General features: G+C 62.4%; 17 protein-coding genes and 1 pseudogene. 8 read left to right on the top strand and 10 right to left on the bottom strand.

The genetic code is table 11. The features are described 5' to 3' along the window. The first annotated feature begins 85 nt into the window (after positions 1-85). The 5 genes from AB0H84_RS52135 to AB0H84_RS52115 all read left to right on the top strand — a co-directional run bounded on the left by AB0H84_RS52135 (position 86) and on the right by AB0H84_RS52115 (position 5,775). Positions 86-358, top strand: a complete 273-nt coding sequence (locus tag AB0H84_RS52135) for a phosphopantetheine-binding protein (RefSeq protein WP_357621864.1) — start codon at positions 86-88, stop codon at positions 356-358. A gap of 400 nt (positions 359-758) precedes the next feature. Continuing rightward, positions 759-2,204 carry a class I adenylate-forming enzyme family protein gene (locus tag AB0H84_RS52130; protein WP_357621861.1) on the top strand — a complete coding sequence of 482 codons (1,446 nt, stop codon included), beginning with the start codon at positions 759-761 and terminating at the stop codon, positions 2,202-2,204. Beyond that, positions 2,197-5,103 (top strand): amino acid adenylation domain-containing protein, encoded by a 2,907-nt coding sequence (locus AB0H84_RS52125; RefSeq protein ID WP_357621859.1) that lies wholly within the window; start codon positions 2,197-2,199, stop codon positions 5,101-5,103. The genes AB0H84_RS52130 and AB0H84_RS52125 overlap by 8 nt, the downstream gene beginning before the upstream one ends. Before the next feature lie 188 nt (positions 5,104-5,291). Continuing rightward, positions 5,292-5,480, top strand: a complete 189-nt coding sequence (locus AB0H84_RS52120) for an MbtH family protein (RefSeq protein WP_357621857.1) — start codon at positions 5,292-5,294, stop codon at positions 5,478-5,480. Further along, entirely contained in the window at positions 5,470-5,775 is a 306-nt protein-coding gene (locus AB0H84_RS52115) for a hypothetical protein (RefSeq protein ID WP_357621854.1), read from the top strand. Before AB0H84_RS52120 ends, AB0H84_RS52115 begins: the two co-directional genes overlap by 11 nt. A 553-nt stretch (positions 5,776-6,328) precedes the next feature. Here the strand turns inward: AB0H84_RS52115 and AB0H84_RS52110 are convergent. The 10 genes from AB0H84_RS52110 to AB0H84_RS52065 form a co-directional block, all read right to left on the bottom strand. After that, positions 6,329-6,856: a DUF2064 domain-containing protein gene (locus AB0H84_RS52110; protein ID WP_357621852.1), complete on the bottom strand. Its 528-nt coding sequence runs from the start codon at positions 6,854-6,856 to the stop codon at positions 6,329-6,331. A 379-nt stretch (positions 6,857-7,235) separates the two neighbouring features. Next, positions 7,236-8,840, bottom strand: a complete 1,605-nt coding sequence (locus AB0H84_RS52105; RefSeq protein ID WP_357621849.1) for a class I adenylate-forming enzyme family protein — start codon at positions 8,838-8,840, stop codon at positions 7,236-7,238. Continuing rightward, complete coding sequence (locus AB0H84_RS52100) at positions 8,833-9,126, bottom strand: phosphopantetheine-binding protein (protein ID WP_357621846.1); 294 nt, start codon at positions 9,124-9,126, stop codon at positions 8,833-8,835. Before AB0H84_RS52100 ends, AB0H84_RS52105 begins: the two co-directional genes overlap by 8 nt. Next, entirely contained in the window at positions 9,123-9,548 is a 426-nt protein-coding gene (locus tag AB0H84_RS52095; protein ID WP_357621844.1) for a cupin domain-containing protein, read from the bottom strand. Before AB0H84_RS52095 ends, AB0H84_RS52100 begins: the two co-directional genes overlap by 4 nt. Positions 9,549-9,820: 272 nt before the next feature. Further along, positions 9,821-11,398 (bottom strand): pyridoxal phosphate-dependent aminotransferase, encoded by a 1,578-nt coding sequence (locus AB0H84_RS52090; RefSeq protein ID WP_357621841.1) that lies wholly within the window; start codon positions 11,396-11,398, stop codon positions 9,821-9,823. Between the two features lie 66 nt (positions 11,399-11,464). Then, positions 11,465-12,139: a TauD/TfdA family dioxygenase gene (locus AB0H84_RS52085; protein ID WP_357621886.1), complete on the bottom strand. Its 675-nt coding sequence runs from the start codon at positions 12,137-12,139 to the stop codon at positions 11,465-11,467. A gap of 220 nt (positions 12,140-12,359) precedes the next feature. Further along, positions 12,360-12,908, bottom strand: coding sequence for a hypothetical protein (locus AB0H84_RS52080; RefSeq protein ID WP_357621839.1), 549 nt, complete (start codon positions 12,906-12,908; stop codon positions 12,360-12,362). A gap of 2 nt (positions 12,909-12,910) precedes the next feature. Further along, positions 12,911-13,171 carry an acyl carrier protein gene (locus tag AB0H84_RS52075; RefSeq protein WP_357621836.1) on the bottom strand — a complete coding sequence of 87 codons (261 nt, stop codon included), beginning with the start codon at positions 13,169-13,171 and terminating at the stop codon, positions 12,911-12,913. 296 nt (positions 13,172-13,467) lie between these two features. Beyond that, a complete protein-coding gene (locus AB0H84_RS52070) occupies positions 13,468-13,980 on the bottom strand; it encodes a hypothetical protein (RefSeq protein WP_357621833.1) in 513 nt (170 codons plus the stop codon). Between the two features lie 106 nt (positions 13,981-14,086). Next, positions 14,087-14,326, bottom strand: a complete 240-nt coding sequence (locus AB0H84_RS52065; RefSeq protein ID WP_357621830.1) for a hypothetical protein — start codon at positions 14,324-14,326, stop codon at positions 14,087-14,089. 699 nt (positions 14,327-15,025) lie between these two features. Here AB0H84_RS52065 and AB0H84_RS52060 point away from each other — a divergent pair. The 3 genes and pseudogenes from AB0H84_RS52060 to AB0H84_RS52050 all read left to right on the top strand — a co-directional run. Then, a complete protein-coding gene (locus tag AB0H84_RS52060; RefSeq protein WP_357621828.1) occupies positions 15,026-15,859 on the top strand; it encodes an aldo/keto reductase in 834 nt (277 codons plus the stop codon). A gap of 930 nt (positions 15,860-16,789) precedes the next feature. Next, positions 16,790-18,661, top strand: coding sequence for a hypothetical protein (locus tag AB0H84_RS52055; RefSeq protein ID WP_357621826.1), 1,872 nt, complete (start codon positions 16,790-16,792; stop codon positions 18,659-18,661). A 165-nt stretch (positions 18,662-18,826) separates the two neighbouring features. Further along, positions 18,827-19,039, top strand: a pseudogene (locus AB0H84_RS52050) (AMP-binding protein); the annotation flags it as partial. Positions 19,040-19,130 lie beyond the last annotated feature (91 nt).

Raw genomic sequence — 19,130 nt, 5'->3', positions numbered from 1 at the left:
CAGGGCCTAATTCCGCCGGTTTCCAGTCGACATTGCCACATCTGGCGACCATGGCCAATCCCTACTGGACGAACAGGAGACCGACTTGTCTGACAACCTGTCACGCGCGGACACAGAATCGGCCGTACTCCTGGTCCTCTGTGACGTCATTGGCAACGACGCGATATCACTGCACGATGACTTCTACATGGTGGGCGGGCACTCGCTGCTCATCCTGAAGATCAGACATCGGCTCCGCAATGAATTCAGCCTCGATCTGGACCTGCGCCAGTTCTGGGTGAACGCCCGGGTGGATAGTCTGGTCTCCGCCTGTCGACCGGTCGTGAGGGTAGACGGGGCGCGATGCGATGGGCAATGACTCCGGCCTGGTTTCTTACGCGCAGCTTTCAGTCTTGCGAGACGTCGAACCCCTCGCCCGACGCGTCGGCACAACGCTAGCACTTGGGCCTGCCGGTTCATGCCGAGCGGTTTGGAGCCAGCTCGAGGTAAGAACTGCAATGCGCCGTCGGGATCGAGCGGCGGCCGTCCTCAGCGAGTATGTCGGCAAACACCTCATCACCCTGGATCCGAGTCAGCGCCCACCCGTCACAGAAACTCGCCGTGGAGCAGAACAACCTCCAGCTGCGCCGGGGTCCCTTGTCCACTGCAGTCACTCGTCTCCTCCTCGCGACTGTTGACCAACGACCGACAGCCCGGTACACGGCACAACTTCAACGCGAGGTGACTCGATCAACGCAACTCAGCCGGGGGTTTCGGTAGTGACACTGACTGTGCCTGAACTCTTGCGGAGACGTTCAACAATAGAGCCGACACGCTTAGCGATCGTCGTTTCGGGTGGAGGCTCACTGACCTTCCTCGAATGGGAGGAGCGTTCAAATGCGCTAGCGGACGGGCTACTCAACCGTGGCCTGGCGCGGGCGGCCAAAGTGGGGCTACTCTTCTCGGACTGGATCGAGTTCGCGGTCGCGTACGTCGGCGTGCAGAAGGCGGGCGGTGTAGCGGTTCCACTGCTGAATCGATCGCCGGCAGTTGACCTACGATGGATGCTGGAGGACTGCGGAGCGGCCGGGGTGATCCATGACCCCACCATGCGGATCACCGGGTGGCCAGGCTGGGCGGCCACTTCAGACAGTCTAGACACGGGGCGCTCAACCTCGGTCGAAATCGAGTTAGGGCCGCAGGATGCTGCCCAAATACTCTATACGTCCGGTACGTCGGGCCGGGCCAAAGGCGTGGAAGCCTGTCACGCGAACCTAACCTTCGACCACGACGTCGATCCCAGCCGCCGCATACTCGCCCATTCGCGCCACTTCGCTCACGCGTTCCCGATCGGCACCAATGCCGGCCAGACCATGCTCATCAACGCCCTTACCGCAGCGCCCACCGCACTAGTCCTGCCGGACTTCACACCGGGTCGCTTCCTGCGCCTCATCGAGACCTACAAGGCGGGAACCGTCTTCGCAGTGCCCGCGATGGCGGCGCGCCTCGTCGGTAGCGGGCGGGAACTACCCTTCGTACGGCTCTTCGGTTCGACTGGGGCCGCGTTACCGCCGGCCGTCGCCGCCGCCATGAGCACGCTCTTCCCGAACGCGGCGATCGTGAACTCATACACCTCCACGGAAGCCGCGCCCGCCGCCACAACCATGATCTTCGATCCGGCGCGCTCAGAGTCCGTAGGCCGTCCTGCTAGAACCGAACTCATGATCACAACTGCTGACGGCAAGCAGCTCCCGGACGGCGAGACTGGTGAGGTCTGGCTCCGCTCTGGCGCGCCGACCCGGAGCTACATCGGCGCGCCGGACAGCGGGGTCTTCAAGGATGGCTGGGTACGCATGGGCGACCTCGGACATCTGGACAACAGCGGCTACCTCTACCTAGTCGACCGCGAGAGCGACGTCATCAAGTGCGGCGGATTCAAAGTATCCACCCTCCACGTGGAGGCACAGATGCACGAGCACCCGGCCGTCCGAGAGGCATCCGTCTTCGGCATTCCACACCCGGAACTGGGTGCTGCGGTGGCTGCCGCAGTGGTTCTCCACCGAGAGACCTCTCCTTCAGAACTACGGGCTTTCCTACTCGGGCGACTCGCCAGCCATGAGATACCCGTCCGTCTGCTGGTCCTCGACAGGCTGCCGCGTAACGACGGCGGGAAGGTCAGCAAGCTCGCGCTCCGCCAACTCGTAAACAGGATTGACCATGATTAACGCCACGCAGCATGCGATCTGGATCCTGGAACAGTCGGGCCGAGCAGGCTCGGCCTATCACCTGCCGATGCGGATTGCCTTACGCGGTCCGCTCGATGTACATCGCTTCCTGGCCGCCTGCCGGTCCGTCGTGGCCAGGCACCGGCTGCTCGGGTGCGCGATTGTGGAGCACAGGGACGGCCTGGCTCTCGTGCCTGCAATGGTCCCACCGCCGGTCACCCACCTCGACCTATCGAACCGCCCCAACCAGGCCGACCGAGCGGTGCGCCACGAGATCTTGCGCGGATTCGACCTGCGAACCGGCCCGCTCATCAGGTTCACGCTGATAACGCTAGGGCCTAGCGACCATCTGCTACTCGTGGTCGCCCACCACATCGTCTTTGACGGGCACTCCAAGGACGTCCTGGTCTGCGATCTTGCGGCCGCTTACAACGGAGACGAACTGTCCGCGCTTTCGGAACCCGACCTTGCCAATTCACCGGTAACCGCAGCAGCGGCCGAGTTCTGGCAGGCACGGGTTCGTGAGTCGTACGACATGGCCCTACCCGCTCTCACGTGGCCGGACGTGGTCGGATTGGGCGAGGAGCTTGCACTGGAGCTGGGCGGGGATCTCGCCGCCGCTGCGGACGCCGCCGGAACGACCCGCTTCGAACTGCTGCTCGGGCTGCTGCACGTGCTTGCCTTCCGGTACGGCAATGCTGAGGTCGCAGTTGCTGTCGATCTATCAACCCGGACGTCCGAGTCTGAGAATCACATCGGCCTGTACGTCAACGAGGTGCCGGTCGTCTCCCAGCCCGCCCCGGAGCTGACGTTCCAGGAGTTCGCGCAACATCTCAGGGCCGAACTTAGGGAGATCTACCGGTTCAGGGATATCCCGCCAGCGCGTGCGGTGGGCGGGCTGAAGCCGCAGCTGGCGCTGTGCCCCATCTCACTGAGCTACCGCAAGCGGGGAGCGAGTCCGCGCTTCGCCGGATTGGAGGCCGAGGTTGACTGGGCAACCTTCAACCACGCCGCACGTAACCCATTGCATGTGCAGGTTGTCGACGGCCCGGATCGGCTGGAGGCGGTTCTGCGCTTCAATCCCGGTGTGATCGGCTCTGACGATGCCAAGCGTCTGGTTGGGCACCTGCGCTCACTGCTGCGAGCCTGCCGGGCCAATCCGCAGACACGCCTTAACGCTCTGCCGCTGCTGTCCGACGAGGAACGGGATCTACTGTTGGCGAGGTGGAACCCGCCGACCGAACCGTACCCTGAGCTCACCGTGCCGAGCCTGATCGAGGAGCAGGTGCGGCGCACGCCGGACGCGGTCGCGGTGGTCGCCGGGGATGTCCGACTGACCTACGCTGAGCTGAACGCAAGGGCGGAACACCTGGCCGGAGGGTTACGCCGGGGAACAGTGATCGGCCTGCGCCTACCACGCACCGCCGATGTGGTGGTTGCGATGCTCGGCGCGCTCAAAGCGGGAGCCGCCTACCTGCCGCTCGAGCCTGGGCTGCCCAGAGAACGGGCCGAATTCATCCTCGCGGACTCTGGCGCGGCCGCCGTACTGACCTCGTCCCTGGCTCTCGACTCACAGCCCCCCAATCTCGCCGACCGACGTGCGCAAGGGCTACGGCCTGGCGATCCCGCGTACCTGCTCTACACTTCTGGATCGACGGGCCGGCCCAAGGGTGTTGTCGTCGGCCACCGCCAGCTCGCTGGGTTCCTCATGGCGATGCGCGACCGGCTCGGCTGCTCCTCCAGCGACGTGTGGCTCGGACTGACCTCGCTGTCGTTCGACATCTCGATGGTCGAGCTATTACTGCCACTGATCTGCGGCGCTCGGGTGGTGATCGTCCCGGACGAGGTACGGACCAACGGCCCGGCGCTAGCGAAGCTCGTTCAGGACAACGGAGTCACACACATTCAGGCCACACCGTCTGGCTGGCGGGTCCTGCTGGATGGCGGCTTCAGCGATCCCTCCGTGGTGGCCATTTGTGGTGGCGAAGCGCTGGCTCCGGCACTCGCGGACGAGCTGTTGCAGTGTACCGGCACCCTGTTCAACGCGTATGGGCCGACAGAGACAACGATCTGGTCCACCGTGGCTGAGATGCGGCCCGGCAGAGTTACGATCGGCCGCCCGCTGCCGGGAACGAGGGTGTATGTGCTCGACGAGGGGGGCGGCCTGGTTCCAGTCGGTGTCCCTGGCGAGTTGTGTATCGCCGGCATCGGCGTTGCCGATCGCTACCACGAGCGGCCAGCTCTGACCGCCGAGCGGTTCACTCCCGACCCAAACGGCCCTCCAGGCTCGCGGCTCTACCGCACTGGCGATCGCGTCCGTTGGACGCCAGACGGCGAGCTCGAGTTCCTTGGCCGGACCGACTGCCAGGTAAAAATCCGAGGTCACCGGGTCGAACTGGGCGAAATCGAGTCCCGGCTCCTCGACCACGCGGCGGTCCGGCACGCTGCTGTGGATCTGCGCAGCGACGTCCTCGTGGCGTACTGTGTCACCGCCCAGCCCGTCGACGACACGGACCTGCGCATGCATTTAAGCGCGCTACTTCCAGAACCGATGGTTCCCGGCGTCTACGTCCTGCTCGACGAGCTACCCCTCACCCCCAACGGCAAGATCGACCGTCGGGGGCTGCCCGACCCGCCAACCACCCGCGACCTCGGCCCAGTCGAGTACACCGGCGTCGCCGCTGTTGTCTTCGCCATCTGGTGTGACCTACTCGGCCTCGACGACATACGACCCGACGAGAGCCTGTTCACTCTAGGCGGTCACTCGCTGACGATCATGCAGATCGCCTCCCGGCTCCGTGATGCACTAGGCGTGGACATCCCAATCGACGTGTTCTTCGACGATCCGACCATCAACGGCATGGTCCAGGCGGTCTCCCACACGCAGGCCGCTGGGTGACCACTCACGGAGATCGGATCGACCGCATATTCCATCGCTCTGGCAATAGCCCCGCGGCGTTTATCGCCCTGAAGGTACTCAGTGGCTCGCCGCGTTCAGCGCCGCGGCGCCCCCCGGCACGGCCCGAGGACCTTATTGGCCTCAGTCTTCTTGGCGGCGCAGTTGCCGTCCAACAGAGGAGAGAAACCATGACTTTGTACGACATTGTGAGAAACGCCGAGGAACAGTACTCGATCTGGCCCACTTGCCGCGCCATCCCTGACGGCTGGCAAGCTACCGGCTTCACCGGCACCCGTGCGGAGTGTCTTAGCCACATTGACGAGACGTGGACGAACATGCACCCGCTGAGCCTACGTAAGGCGACCCATGGCAGCTGAATTGGTGGTCGACTCCAGCGACGGCGCCAAAGAAGATCCCGCTCTTGAGCGAACGCTCAACTGCGCGTTCTTCATCGACGACCGGCAGCTCTGCTGGCGATTATGCCGGGTCAACATCGATCACCACAGCGTACAGATCGCCACGCTTACCGCTTCAATCGAGACCTCATCGAACCGTTCGTGCATCAGGTCGAGCAACTGGACGAGATTCACGACATCGACCGATCCGCGCCGCACCGGTGTCGACAAGAGCCTCCTTCCGACTGCCGGCCCATGTCAAGAAGTCGGCGAGTAAACACAAGCGCGGCAACCTTACCCAGCATCGCTCTCGGCGAGGCCGCACCGTTGCGGTCCGGGACCACAACTTCCATTAGGATGGCGCCGACACTGCTAGCTGTTAGGGCCAGACCGCGCCCATTATCGAGCGTGTATAAGTAGACGGAGCTCGACTTCCCGTGATGGTCGCGGACGGCTCCCATGATGTCGCGGATGATTCGCATTTTGTTCCCAAGGTTCAAAGATCCGGGTCCGCCGCAGGTGATGGAGAAGCCTGAGGCGAGGAGATCGTCGATCTCAAATGGAACGAGCGGCAACTTCCGCCGAAAGCTCCCGAGACGCGGAGTGGCAGTTTGGACCCTAGCCCCTTTTCAATGACCGCATAGGCAGGCATGGGGAGGACGACTCGTCGAGGCGACGGAGCTAGAATATGAAGCCTTCCTCCAGTGAGAGAAGTAGAGCGGTTGAAAGTGCACGTAACGTCATGGGAAACTGCGTGCGAGAGCCAGCGTGGCCGCAGTCCGCGTAACCTACAATTCGGCGCGGTCTGACGTGCCGCAGACGGCAATTCTTCAGATATTCTTTGGTTCCTTCTCTATCCTTGTGGCTCTATATTGGCGCGAGAACCTCAGGTTTGGCCACTCGTCGGCAACGATCTCACAATCATGCAGGGTGTCGATGTCACATAGCACATCTGGCATGAGAAATATATCGACATTCTCATCTGCTAGGCTCGTAGAAATGTCGACTGCGCAGCTTGGAGATGTGAAGTCAATTGTCTCAAGGAAGACTGGCTGGACCCCGTTCAGGCCCAGGCACCAGAAACCTCCATCAAGAGTGATGCCTATAACAGCCTGTCGATTCGATATAAGCCGTTGAAAAGCGAGATCTATCTGCTTTGCCGAGATTTGTGGCACATCCGTAGGGATGAGCAGCGTTGGCAACGACGTAAGTCCATAGCAGGCGATTAGTCTGCTAGCAAGGTCCGATATCGGCTGATCAATCAAAGGTATTGGCCATTGCTTCACTGCTGTCAGCAACTCCGTTGTCGCCCCACAGGTATCAGCAGCAAAAAGGACGTGAGTATCATCCGTGAACATCGAGGCTGTTGACAGGATATCGTCTAGCATTGCCGCATAGAGTGCCGTGGCCTGCTCCAGCGAAAAAGGAGGAGTCAAACGCGTTTTGCATCTACCATGGACTGGTAGGCGTCCGAAAACAACGAGGGCACGAGATGCGTCCTCCGGTATGGAAGTCATTACTTTTGCAAGGTTTCCATTCTGTTAAGAGTTAAACACTAGACAGCTCATATGACAACTGACAAAGTACTGAGCACTCATACGCAAAGGTTGCCGGATGATTCTCTAAGATTTCATCGCTGCGGAACGGGGAAGAGGGCACGAGAGACAATGTCGGACGGGGCCTGAATGGTCGACTGTTTCATCGCCCATCCTATTTGCTTTTCGAGTTGCTAGAACTCTATAACGACTCGGACTCCAATAGAGTCAGGAGTCGAGGGCGCAAGATCTTTCCGGTAGGCGTACGCGGAATCTTCGCGACACGCGCGAGCCTGTTCGGCAGGACAGCCTCGGCGAAGCGCTCTCGCAGGCAGGTCATCACCAGCTCGTCTGTAACGTTCTCCGATGCCACGATTGCCGCGACGACGACTTCCCCCAGCAGCGGTTCGGGTCTGGCAGAGCAGGCGGCGTCTCGGATCCCAGGGACCGCGCGCAGAGCGTGCTCCATCTCTTCGAGGGAGACAGATTCCCCACGCACCTTTGCAATGTTCTTAATGCGCCCCGTAATGAAGAAGAAGGAACGACCGGTGCGCGCCTCAACCATCTCAAAGCCCAGGTCCTGCGAGTGGAACCAGCCGCCGCGGAACGCCTCGGCGGTCGCGGCCTCATTGTTCACGTAACGGGACATGACGTTAGCGCCGCGCATACAGATTTCGCCGACGTTACCCGGCTCCACGCGTTTTCCTTCCATGTTGAGAATCGCGACCTCGTTCCCGGGAATCGGAATTCCCACGGACGGAATTTCTGGCTCCAGCGATAGGCGCCGGTAGGCTTCCTCGGTTAGGTCCGGTGGCATGGTGGTGGAGAAATTGGTGGTCTCAGTTAAGCCGTACCCCTGCAATATGCGCACATTGAACCGCTCGTGTACCAGGCGCGCTGTCGCTGCGGCCAGAGGGGCGGCTGCCGTAACGAAGTAGCGGAACTCAGGGGGGAAATGCGGTGCGCGCCAGGTCTCGATAAGCGCTTCCAGGATGCTCGGCACCACGCTAGCCAGCGTTGGGCGGTGAGCGGCCAACAACATAGGGTACTCGAAGGGGTTGAAGCGGTCGGCGAGCACCGCGTGGGCGCCGGCCGCTAGCGTGGCGAAGAGCGTGAAATGCACCCCGTTGACATGGTGTAGAGGGAGGCAGCCCAGCAGTCGATCCTGGGGCCCGAGATTGTGGTGCCGACGAATCGCCTCCGAGTTGGCCACAGCATTGGCGTGAGTCTGAGCGACGAGCTTAGCGGCAGCGGTGGATCCTGAGGTGCCGAAGTAAAGCGCGTCATCTGCGGGTTGTAACCGCGCTCCGGACCAACCCGCCGGTGGATCGGGGAGATCCTTTGGATCCGGAATCAGTGTGCTGTTCGGCAGCACGGCTGCGGACACACCCGGTCCACGGAGCACTAGGCGGGCGTGGACTCCTGCCAACTGCTCTCGAAGACGATGTTCCGGATCGAGGGGATTGAGCACTAGAGCCGGGCAGCCGGCTCGGAAGAGGCCAAAGAACGCGACGACGGAGGGCGCGTCGTTCACCGGCAATATGCCGAGCGTGTCGCCGACCTGCACCCCGACCTCGTGGTGCAGCCAGTACCCTAGGCGACGGCTGAATTGCTCGAGCTCACGAAACGTAAGGGTGGTTGCCATACCGTTCGCAGCAACGGTAGTGAGGCAGATTGAGTCTCCGCGGACGGCTACCCACTCGTCCAGGAAGGAGAGAACGGACGTGGGTCCTGCATTGCCGCGTCGATCCAGCCTGGCCACGCTGGCGTGCACACGATTCGTATCGGAAGCAAGGCGGTCAGGCATCGGGACTCCGGTCGTGTGAGGCCGACAAACGGAGCGCCGCCGCGATGGTGCGGGCGCAACGGAAGGTCTCGGCAGTGATCAGCGGGGGCGGGAACTCCAGTGCGAACTCCTTCTCCAGAGCCACCAGCAGTGCGACCGTGCGGAGGGAGTCGAGCCCGAGATCCGCTAATGAGGTCTCAGCTTCCAGGGCGGCGCCGACTTCCGGATTCGGGATCTGCCCTCGGACGACGTTGAGCACGGCTGCGACAAGGTCGCCGGACGGCGTTGGCGCGGCTGAGCCGGTCATCGCTCCTCCACCAGAGTCATCCGCTCAGTGGATTGGAGTGGCATGTGCGGGACCCCGAAAGCAAGGATCTCCAGAGGCTCCAGCACGTGGAGATTGGTTTTGATGCCATGCGCGTAGTTCGCTGGAACGTAGACAGTGTCCCCTAGGCTTATCTGATAGTCGACACCGTCGATATGGATGTAGCCGGAGGAACTGAGGACATAGAGAATATGGGCGCCTGGATGAGTGTGTAGCTCGAAGCGTGACCCCGATTCCATGCTGATTCGGTCAACGCCCACTTCCACTCCTATGTCCATGATTTCCACGGCACCGACCCTGCCGATAATCCCCGGCAAGATCTCGTCACGGGAGTTGACTAACTTCACCTCCGGCGACCTATAGATATTGCGGATATGCTTGTCGGGATTGAAGCTGACGTCCATGGCTAATCCCTTCGGAAACGCGTAGGCTTCGTCCGCTGCCGATGCAGGCGCGGCCCTTTCTTAATGCGGTTCGGTCAACGAGGGGCCGGGTAGTTGATGCCCTTGGAACGGTAGCCTTGCAAGGGTTCGGGGCCAGTTCTGCCGCAAGGCGTCCTGCAAAGAGGGGGCAGAGCAGGGGCGAGAACTCCTCGCGCACGCTCCCCAGCATCTCCGGCAGAGGCTGGAGATAGATCATCCCAATAATGGAGTTCTGTTCGTGCATGAGCCGGAAGTTAGGCATGGACTGCCTCTCTGGTCGCGATGAGATCACGCAACCGTGCCGTGGCCAGCTCGAGGTCCTTCCAGGGGCGCGCCGTCGTGAACCGGACGACGCCGCCGGAGAAGCAAAAGTTGAGAATCCCCGGATACACCGAGATGCCGGTCTCGCAGAGCAGGTCTCGGAAGCAGCGGTAGGAGTCGTCCCATTGCTCGAAGTGGACCAGCACATTGATTGAGTAGTGCGGCCGGTAGGTCATCGCCACCTGGGATAGTTCCAGCACCGCCGCATCGCGCAGCAAGTGCAGCGACTGCTCTCGTGCGCGGCGCTCCTTGCAGTAACTGTCGTAGGCGGCCTGCAGCCGAAGCAGACTCAGGCCGTAAGTCTGCTCGAACTCTCCCAATTCCGCCATGCCCAAGCGAGTCGTATCGGTAATCATCCACCGCTCCATCCGTGCGAGGACCTCGACCAGCGTGTAAAGGAAGGAGGGTGGGCCACCGAAGTTCGTCGATGCGTACTCGTAGTAATCGGAGATGAAGGAAGTATTGGCGACGATCCAACCGGCCTTCATTCCGGGAGCGGACCAATTCTTCGAGAGACTTGACACTCGGACCACATTGCTGGCTGCCCGCCAAGAGGACAGAGTCCGTGGTTCGCCCAGCCACTCGTGGCATTCATCCAGGAGCACAATTGTTGACGGCGAGGCGGCACGCACAAGGCGCGCTAAGTCCTCCTCGTCGACCGCTGCGCCTGTTGGATTGGCTGCAGTCTGCACCAGAACCAGGGGCGTCTGCGGGGTCAGCGCCTCAATGAGTGGTTCCAATAACATCCTTCCGGCAATAGAAGGCAGCGGCACCAACTGGACGTCGCCCCGTCGGGCGATCGCTTCGACCAGTGGTGGATAGTTCGGCGTTGCGCAGAGCGCCGGAGAGACCCGATGGGAGTGGCCCGTGAGGACGAAATCGGCTAGCGTGCTGATCGCGAATGTGCCGCCCATGCTCAGCGCGATGTTTCCGGCTTCGTACGAAGCGCCCTCGATCCGGGCGCTCTCGTAGGCGGCCACCGCTTGTCTAGCCTGGACACGCCCGCAGGAGTCCGAATACCCATACCAATCCCGGTCCAGTGCGTATCGGACACATTCCTTCAGCGTTTCTGGAAGTCCCCAATTCAGTTCGTCCACCGATCCGCCAGAGAGGATCACCTGCGCGGACTCCCGTAACTCACCGTAAAGGTCATCGCGGAAGAACCAGTTGAAGAGCTCCTTGACGAATCGCACCGTGGCATGCGACTTGAGCACCTCCTCCGCATCGGCCCGCCGCCGGACAACGGAGGACCTCCACTGTTCGGCGAACCACGCCCGCCGATGCGACTGAGGTCCCCGTTCATGCTCCACACGGCCGAGCCACAGATCGCGCAGTTCTATGGGGTCCTCGGGATTCCGGGCGCGTCGGAAGACCTCGAGGACTCGCTCATCAACGGCGGGCAGGAAGATACCCGGATCGGATCCGACGTCACGCAATCGGGAGACGACCCCCCGCGCCTCTGCAGGCACGTCGATGCGGCGTGCCACCGGAGCGGCGGAAAAGAGTTGCATGACTTCTCCATGGCGTGGGTGTTTGCTGAGTTGCCTGCCGGAATTACTGCACTACGCCAGCAGCGGTCACGCCTGGCCAGCGGGGGACTGGATGCGTAGTCGCATAAGGTGACGAGGCTTTCCCGAAAGCCGAGAGTGCCCGGATGATCTGCCGTGGAAGAACCGGAAATTGTCGATCACAACCAATAGACCGCGGCTCCATTGCACGGCGTATGCTCCCTGGCGTGCATACATCGCGGCTAACAGGCTTCGAAATGCCGCGTGCACCGCTGCGGATGGGGCGCTGCCCACCGCGCATTCCCACTCCAGTGGAGTGCCTTGGAAGTCCCGGAAGGAGTAGACGATCCGATGGTCCACCCTGCGTGCGATCGTCGGTACCCCGGTTCTCCCTCTATACCTTGTGTGCGATAGCAGATAGAGGTCCTCTTCGCTTAGCCGTCCGCTCACCGCATCCATGGGCACTAGCACAGTGGCCGCGGAGGCGTCCGCCCCGGGCTCGCAGCACATCAGCACGATGTACCTGGGTTGGTCTCCGGTCGCCCGCCCGCTGCCTTCCGTGTGGAGGCTGAGCGCAGACGTCGCAAAGGGCCGCAGGAAGACATCTGCAGTACTGCCCCTCTCGGTGCGTAGGTTCAGAATGAACTCACGCTCCACGTAAGGTTGCACCACCGGATCCGTCTCGGCGATAAGGTTCCCGAGCAACCGACCGAACCGCAGAAAGTCTTCATTGGTGAGCGGCATATCCAATTGCGCTGCAGCGACACCATCCTGACACAGCCGGTCCAGCACTGGGCCAGCTGCCGCAGACAGGAACACCTCCGCAGGACCGCCGGACCCCACCCAGGGCGATGGGAGCACTACTCTGGAGGACAAGAGCTCCTCGCGGAGACGGCAGTGGGCATCGCCAGGGACCTCGGTGAAGACGTGATCAGGCAACGGGCGCGCCTGCATGATTCCGTCCTCAGCGCTGCTCATCGGTCCGGCACACATAGTGCTGGATATTTTCGACTCTGGATCGCTCGCCCCCGTCGGTGAATTCGAAAGAACCAGTCACCTTGCAGGCCTCCAGGCATACAGCAATGCCGCCGCAGTTCCTCCGCTGACGGCTCGAAGCGGTATCCCAAACTTCTCCGGGACCAGGGTAATGTGGACCATAGGAATCGACGGGCGCAACATCAAGGGTATTCCTAGATGCCCGCGAAGTGATGTTCAGCGGTGTTTCGGGGAGCGGCGTAACCACCCAGTTCGCGCCGCCACCCAAGGTCTGAACGATGGCACCCAAGGCCGGCATTCCTTCGCCATTGCGGTCCAGAGCCTCCGCGGAGATGCGGCGCGTGGCCTGCTCACGTTTGAAACAGCCCTCCAGCACAAGCCTGGTAACGATCTCGGAAGCGACGAGGGCCGCCCCGGCGTTTCGGGTTTCAACGATGGCGTGGTCGTCAAGCCCTTCTAGTCGCGCCAAGGCCCCTGCAAGAGCAGGCTTCTGCTGGTCTCTCAACGTGGCCATCACCCTCACGTCCTGCCTCCGACCAGAGCGAGGCAACTTCGGTATAGCGCCGTGATGTCTTCGGCCGCGATGACGTCGAGGACCTCGATGCTGATGCCCCAGCGCTCTTCGATGCAGTCGGCAATCTCAAGGGCGGTCATCGAATCGCCGCCCAAAGCAAAGAAGTTTGATTCCGGCGTCGGTTCAGAGCCCGGGAGCGTGTCCCGGAACAGGTCCAAGAGGTGCTCGAGTTCGGGTGTGCCAACCATTGAGTCGACGCCTTTCACTGGGTGTTCAACGGATGATCTCGGTGGCAACTGTGCCGGCCGCAGGTCGATGGCCCCCCAGCCCGGATTGGGGCGGCGAACTTCGCCAAGAGTGGGCGGATCGAGTCATCATCGTTGATGTGCGGTGGGCCAGTTCTTTGATTGGGGCTGGTGGGCATGAGGTGCCCTGCTTCAACCGGCTGAGCTGGTGGAAGCAGGCCGTACCCTTGGTAGGAAATGGGCATGGGATGGCGTACAGGTGCGTGCCGCCAACCATGATCCGCGCTCCTAGTAATTCCGGCCCCAACGGATGCTTCTCACATTGCCGTCCGTCGGCAAGACCTGTCACTAGTGGCCCGCTGGCCTATTCCGGCAAGTGCATAGAGCGTCCAGGACAATTGGACCTCCCACTGGTTCTTCCCTTGGGATGCCAACTGCGGAGCGGTACTCCCGTCCGTTCGTGGAGGTTGCGAGAACCGGGCGTTTCTCAATCTCTGCACGAGCAAAGCTATGACCCGGGTTCCGCGTAATTCAGTGGCATGGAGGCTCGAATTCGGGATCTGAGCTGGGCTGACATGCTTGTAGCCGCCTGAGAGTCGTTTCTCAAGGCGGCCCTGTTCACGCTGGTCAGCGGGTTGCGGGCTGGAGGTCGATGACATGACATCTTGGCAGCGGCCCTGCCGCGACAAGGCGGCCGTGGCCTGCGGTGAGCCCGAGCGCAGCTTCTCGCCGATGATGTAGTGGTGGTTACCGGTGCGCAGGTAGCGGTTCTTGTCCGAGGCGAACCCGCGATCGCTGCCCCACACGATCGTGGCCAGCGTCCAGTCCATATCGTCCTTGGCCTGGCCGGATCAACGCCGAATCGCCGGTGCCACCCGGCCAGCGCCAGCACCTGACGGCGATGCCGTCGCGGGTGACGGCCAGCTCCACGGTGATCTACGGGAGGTCCTCGCGGTGGTCTTTGGACTTGCCGAACGCCCGGTAGCCCTTGTACGCGGCTGTCTCGGCGTCGCTGTCATCGCTCAGCACCTGGCCGCGCTCATCACGATCGAGCGGTTCGTCGGCCTGGTCGAACTGGAAGTAGGCGCTGGTGGTGTCGAAGAACAGCAGGTCCACTTCCAGGTTGAGTAAGGTGGCGACCTCGTCGAAGATCTTCTTCTCGATGGCGTCGGTCACCTCGCGCCCAGCCAGCCCATGGCCCGGTAGCAGGCGTCATCGCTGACCTGCTGAGGCCGTCGAGGTGCACGTTCCGTCCGGCCCAGTGCGAGGCCGATAGCTTGGAGGAGGGATCCAGCGCTCGGTTGGTCACCAGCGCGAACAGTATCCGCTCGGTGTAGGGGCCGCGCCGGGTGCGGGCCAGCATCCGCGTCGTAATCTGATCGATGCGCAGGTAGTGCCACAGCGCATCCAGGACGTAGGTGCCGCCGTAGGCCATCGAGCCGATGTAGCTGAGCTCGGCCGGGGTGCGGACGGTGGCGGCGCGTTCGGGGTCCAGCAGCCGACACAGCGAGGTGACCAGGCGTTCGACAGCGCCGCGGCGGAGCTGGTCCTCGCGGCAGAAGTTGTGCAGGACGCGCATCTTAGCGGACTGGAGACCCGATCCCACTCATTGTGTGCGAGTTGGAGGTAGCGCACGGTTGTGCCGTCTCTGTTCTTCCGCGTCGCGGTCCTGACGAACATACCACCAGAACGTAGGAACACTGCTACAGGTCGTGACTGGGCTTGTTGGCAAGTCGTATTACTGGGCGATTCCGCGAATTCCACCAGGTCGCCAGCCGCTGACCTGCGCCTTCACATCAGATCATGCCCCAGAACCGCGATTAGCTGCGGAACGCAAGTTGTCTAAACGAATCCTGGGCCCGCAGAGTAAGACTCATGACCCCCACCACCATCGCCCTTGGCGATCTGACCGTTCATCGGCTCGGCTTCGGCGCGCTCCGGCTCGAGGTGGAGACCGCCGACGAACGGGCGACTTCGGCCGCCGTCCTGCGTCGCGCGATTGAGCTTGGCGTCACGTTCATCGATACCGCGGACTCCTACGACCTCGGCAGGAACGAGGAGCTGATCGCCGAAGCGCTGCATCCCTATCCGGTTGATCTCGTCATCGGCACCAAGGCTGGCCAGTGCCATCCCGGCAACGAGTGGATCCCGCTCGGACGGCCCGAGTATCTCCGCCAGCAAGCGGAGCTCAGCCTTCGCCGGCTTCGCGTGGAATGTATTGATCTGTTCCAGTTGCACCGGATCGATCCGACCGTGCCGCTCGCCGACCAGGTCGGTGCGCTGAAGCGACTGCAAGATGAGGGAAAGATCCGTCATATCGGACTATCTGAGGTCACTGTTGCCCAGTTGGCCCAAGCTACCGAGATTGCCCCAATAGTCAGCGTGCAAAACCTCTACAACCTCCACAACCGCCGGTCGGAGCCGCTCCTCGAGCATTGCGAACAGCTCGGGATCGCCTTCATCCCCTGGCTCCCCGTACAGCCCAGCGCCCAGGCCGGCGCCGGCGAGCCGATAACCAAGATCGCTGACCGGCTCGGCATCTCGACCACGCAGGTTGCGCTGGCCTGGCTCCTGCACCGCTCTCCGGCGATGCTGCCGATCCCCGGCACGTCGAAGCGCGCGCATCTCGAGGAAAACATGGCTGCCGCCCACCTCGAGCTGAGCGTCGATGACCTGAAGGCGCTGGAGCACGTACCGGCGCCCGTCTAAAACAACAGAGGGACGATGTGAGATGCCCGTGACATCGGAACCGTGGCAGGTGGACGAGGAGTGCGACGCTGGCGGCGGACACGCTGGCGGATATGGAACGCATCTAACCCCAACTCGGTAACCCCTAGCGGCCAGCGCAAGAGCTACGACGACCGGACGGCGGTCGCCGGGATGGAAGTGCTGATCGCGCCCGGCGAGGTCGTGGCGCTGGCTAGGGAGCTGTACCTTGAGGCGCAGCTTCCGCTTTTCTGTGGCTGGCTCTCGGGCAGCGGTTGCCGGGTTTGGCGAATTCCTCGGCGTAGTACCTAGCGGACTGGTTGGCCTACGTCATGGCCACGTATAGGGACCGGTACGAGAATGCGGTTAGCGCGACGTCGCTCGATTATCAGACGGCTGCGAAACTACCCGTGCGTGGCGCGGGCCTTCCCGGTTGCTGGGCTGGCGGTGCCCAGTATCGTGCGGCCCCACCCTTGCTATGGCTTTGGATGAGCTAAGGCCAAGGTCTACGGCTTGGTAATCTCGATGAACGCTATTAGGATTGTGCTTTGTCAGGTATCCTCGCCAGGCTGATAAAAGTTTGGAGGCATCCCAGGGCGCTTGCTTGCCGCGCTATTTGTCGGAATCGGCTTTGGGCTGACCTCATTCGCCTACAGTGTCTGGCGTCGTTGTCCGACCGTGGCCGTGTGGACGGCCGGCGAGGTGATTCAGTCCCGGGTGAGCTCCATCATGATCAGTGAGATGTCGCCGGTGTCCGTTCGCGGACGCTACCAAGAAGTGTTTTCGCTGACATGTCGGCGACGTCGTTCCTCGGTCCTATAGTTGGCGGTCTTATTTCCGAGAAACCCGGGGATGCGAAGCTGCTGCATGAACGGCGAGCGAGCGGATGGCTCTGCGCTCAATCAAGTGCAATGACGCGAGAGATGAGGTCATGTGATGGATGGACTGCCCGTGATTCTCTGCGCCGATCAGGCTGAATACATTGAGAGAGCGGGCTCTTGGAGGCCAGGAGAGTCCTTTCCAGTCCTTGATGGCCCATCACTGACTCGCTACCAAAAGCTGTTTGACGGCACCGAGATGCCGACGGTGCGGCAGACTCGCCGAGTCGGCCGCGTCGTATCGGTTGGCGGGGCGGTGAGCCGGGCAGCCGGACACCTGCTGGCAGCCGCGACGCACAGACCGCAACGGCACATTCCCGGCGGCGAACTACTGGCCGAAATTGGCCGCTCACCCGATGAGATACTCGCGGTGGTGGGCCTGACAGACGATTTTGCGGACGTTGTCGACTGGCCCGGCAAGGCTACGGCCCGAATCGGCCTGGTCGCGGCCCGCTCGGCTTCGGCACTGAGTTCTCTGCTTTATCGGAGCGTGACGATAGAGTCCGCGCCGGCCGAAGACCGCTTCTTCGTTGCCATGAACGCGTTGCTCCCTGGAGCGGATAACGGCTGTGCCGTTGAGTTGAGCGAGCTCGATCTCGTCAGAAACAACCGTGTGCGAGCACTCACCATCCATGCGCCGGGACGAGAGTGCTCAGCCAATTTGCTGGACACCGTCATCTGCGGTCGTGAGAAGCCGCTGAGCATCCCGATGTACCCCGAGCCGGGACTACGTGCCACACCCTGTTTGCTGGGCGATGGCTGCTTTCGCGCCGATCTAGCGGAAAGTGAGATTCTGCAGGCGGCAGACCTCAACGCCGCGGTGATCTACCTCAATACCTGCTCGGCCATCGCTATCGGAGCGCACGCCTACCCGTACGGTCTTAGCGTGGCCCTGGGGGCGCTGGAAGGCACCGCAGTCGCCGTTGTAGGCGTGGTCGGAACTACGTTCCTTCAGCTCGCTGGAGAGCGGAATCTGCAATGCGGGCTGTCTGAGGGCCTGCCGCTGGGCGAGATCGTCCATGAGATGACGCTGAGAAATAGGCCGCTGGCCGGGGACCTCAGCCGGTTTGGGCTTCTCGGAGACCCCGGGATAGTCATGCCATGGAATACTGCCGAGACACGTGCCTCGACCGCGCCCAGGTCGTGGGCCGGACCGTGGGATGAGGAGGCACTGGCTCGCTTAACGGCGCTTAACCGCGATGTTATCCCGCGGCTTGAGCGGTTGCGCTGGCTGGGGCTCAGCGTGCCCGACGAGGAGTTGCTCAAGATCCGTCAGCGGATTCGCCAGCTCACCGTCGGAGCGCAGGACGCGGCTCCCAGGCCGGCCGCCGAGGCGGAGGTCGAGGAGGTTGAGGAAGCTCTTGTCCACATTCAGCAGTCCATGGTCGGCGCCCAGCTGCAACAAATTTTCCGAACCGGCTGGACATTTGTCGGCCCGGCCTACCGAGGGCTTACGCAGGTCAGTGAGCAAGCCGTGACCTGCCCGAGTTGTGGTGAGCCACGGGCGACCAGGGCCACCATGCAACATCAGGTAGAGCCTGAGCTCTTCATTCAGACGCTGCAATGCCTGCGATGCGGCATCGTATGGTGGAGCACGGAGCCGGACGAGCGCACCGTGGCCATCACCGGTCCGATCGATGTCCGCGCGCGACTGGGCGAGGTCTCGTTCTTCGACAGACAGATCAGTAACCACGGCGCTGACGTGCTGCGCGGTGCGGTCGGCTACACGTTCAGGCACCATGACCGGGGCCTGCCCGCGCCCGAATGGACGGAAACGTGCTGGATTGCGCCCGATCGAGCCCGGGACTTCCGCCCCGTGCTTGATCTTAGGGTCGCTCACCCACTGCGAGATGCTCACACCACGCCGTTCATCGCGCTGCTGAACGGTATCTACACGGCCTCCGCTGCGACAATCCAAATCGAGTGAGGGCCTGGTGGACGAGACCTTGCGCAGGACAACTAACCTGGTGGCGCGAAAGCTGCCGGCCGTTCCGGTGACGGATTTGCATGCGGAAACGGATCTCCGGGCGGCCGCCGACGTCGCGAGAAGCGTCCGCCGCCGCCTGGGAGTGCGCGTCGTGCAGGCTACGGTCTCACCGAGACAACGAACTTCTCCACCATGATGCCCGTACGGTTAGCCGAGGACGACTACGTGCAGCTCATGGAGGAGACGGACATCCCGCCGGTGGGCGCCGAGGTCTTCGGTAACGAGGTGGCGGTGCTCGACTCGGACGGGCTGCGCGTGCCGCCCGGCACCGTCGGGGAAGTGTGCGCCAGGGGCTACTCCGTTACGTCGCGCTACTAGGAGCTGTTTAGAGTTCGGATCATGTGGTTGAGGTGAGGAGTCTTAACCACATGATCGAGCCCCGGAGGTAGAGCCCGGCCTCGTAGCTTTC

The organism is Nonomuraea sp. NPDC050786, assembly GCF_040654115.1.
In the GTDB taxonomy this organism is placed as follows: Bacteria; Actinomycetota; Actinomycetes; order Streptosporangiales; family Streptosporangiaceae; genus Nonomuraea.
Note: the sequence above shows the minus strand (reverse complement) of the source record. Positions and strands in the feature narration are given on the sequence as shown.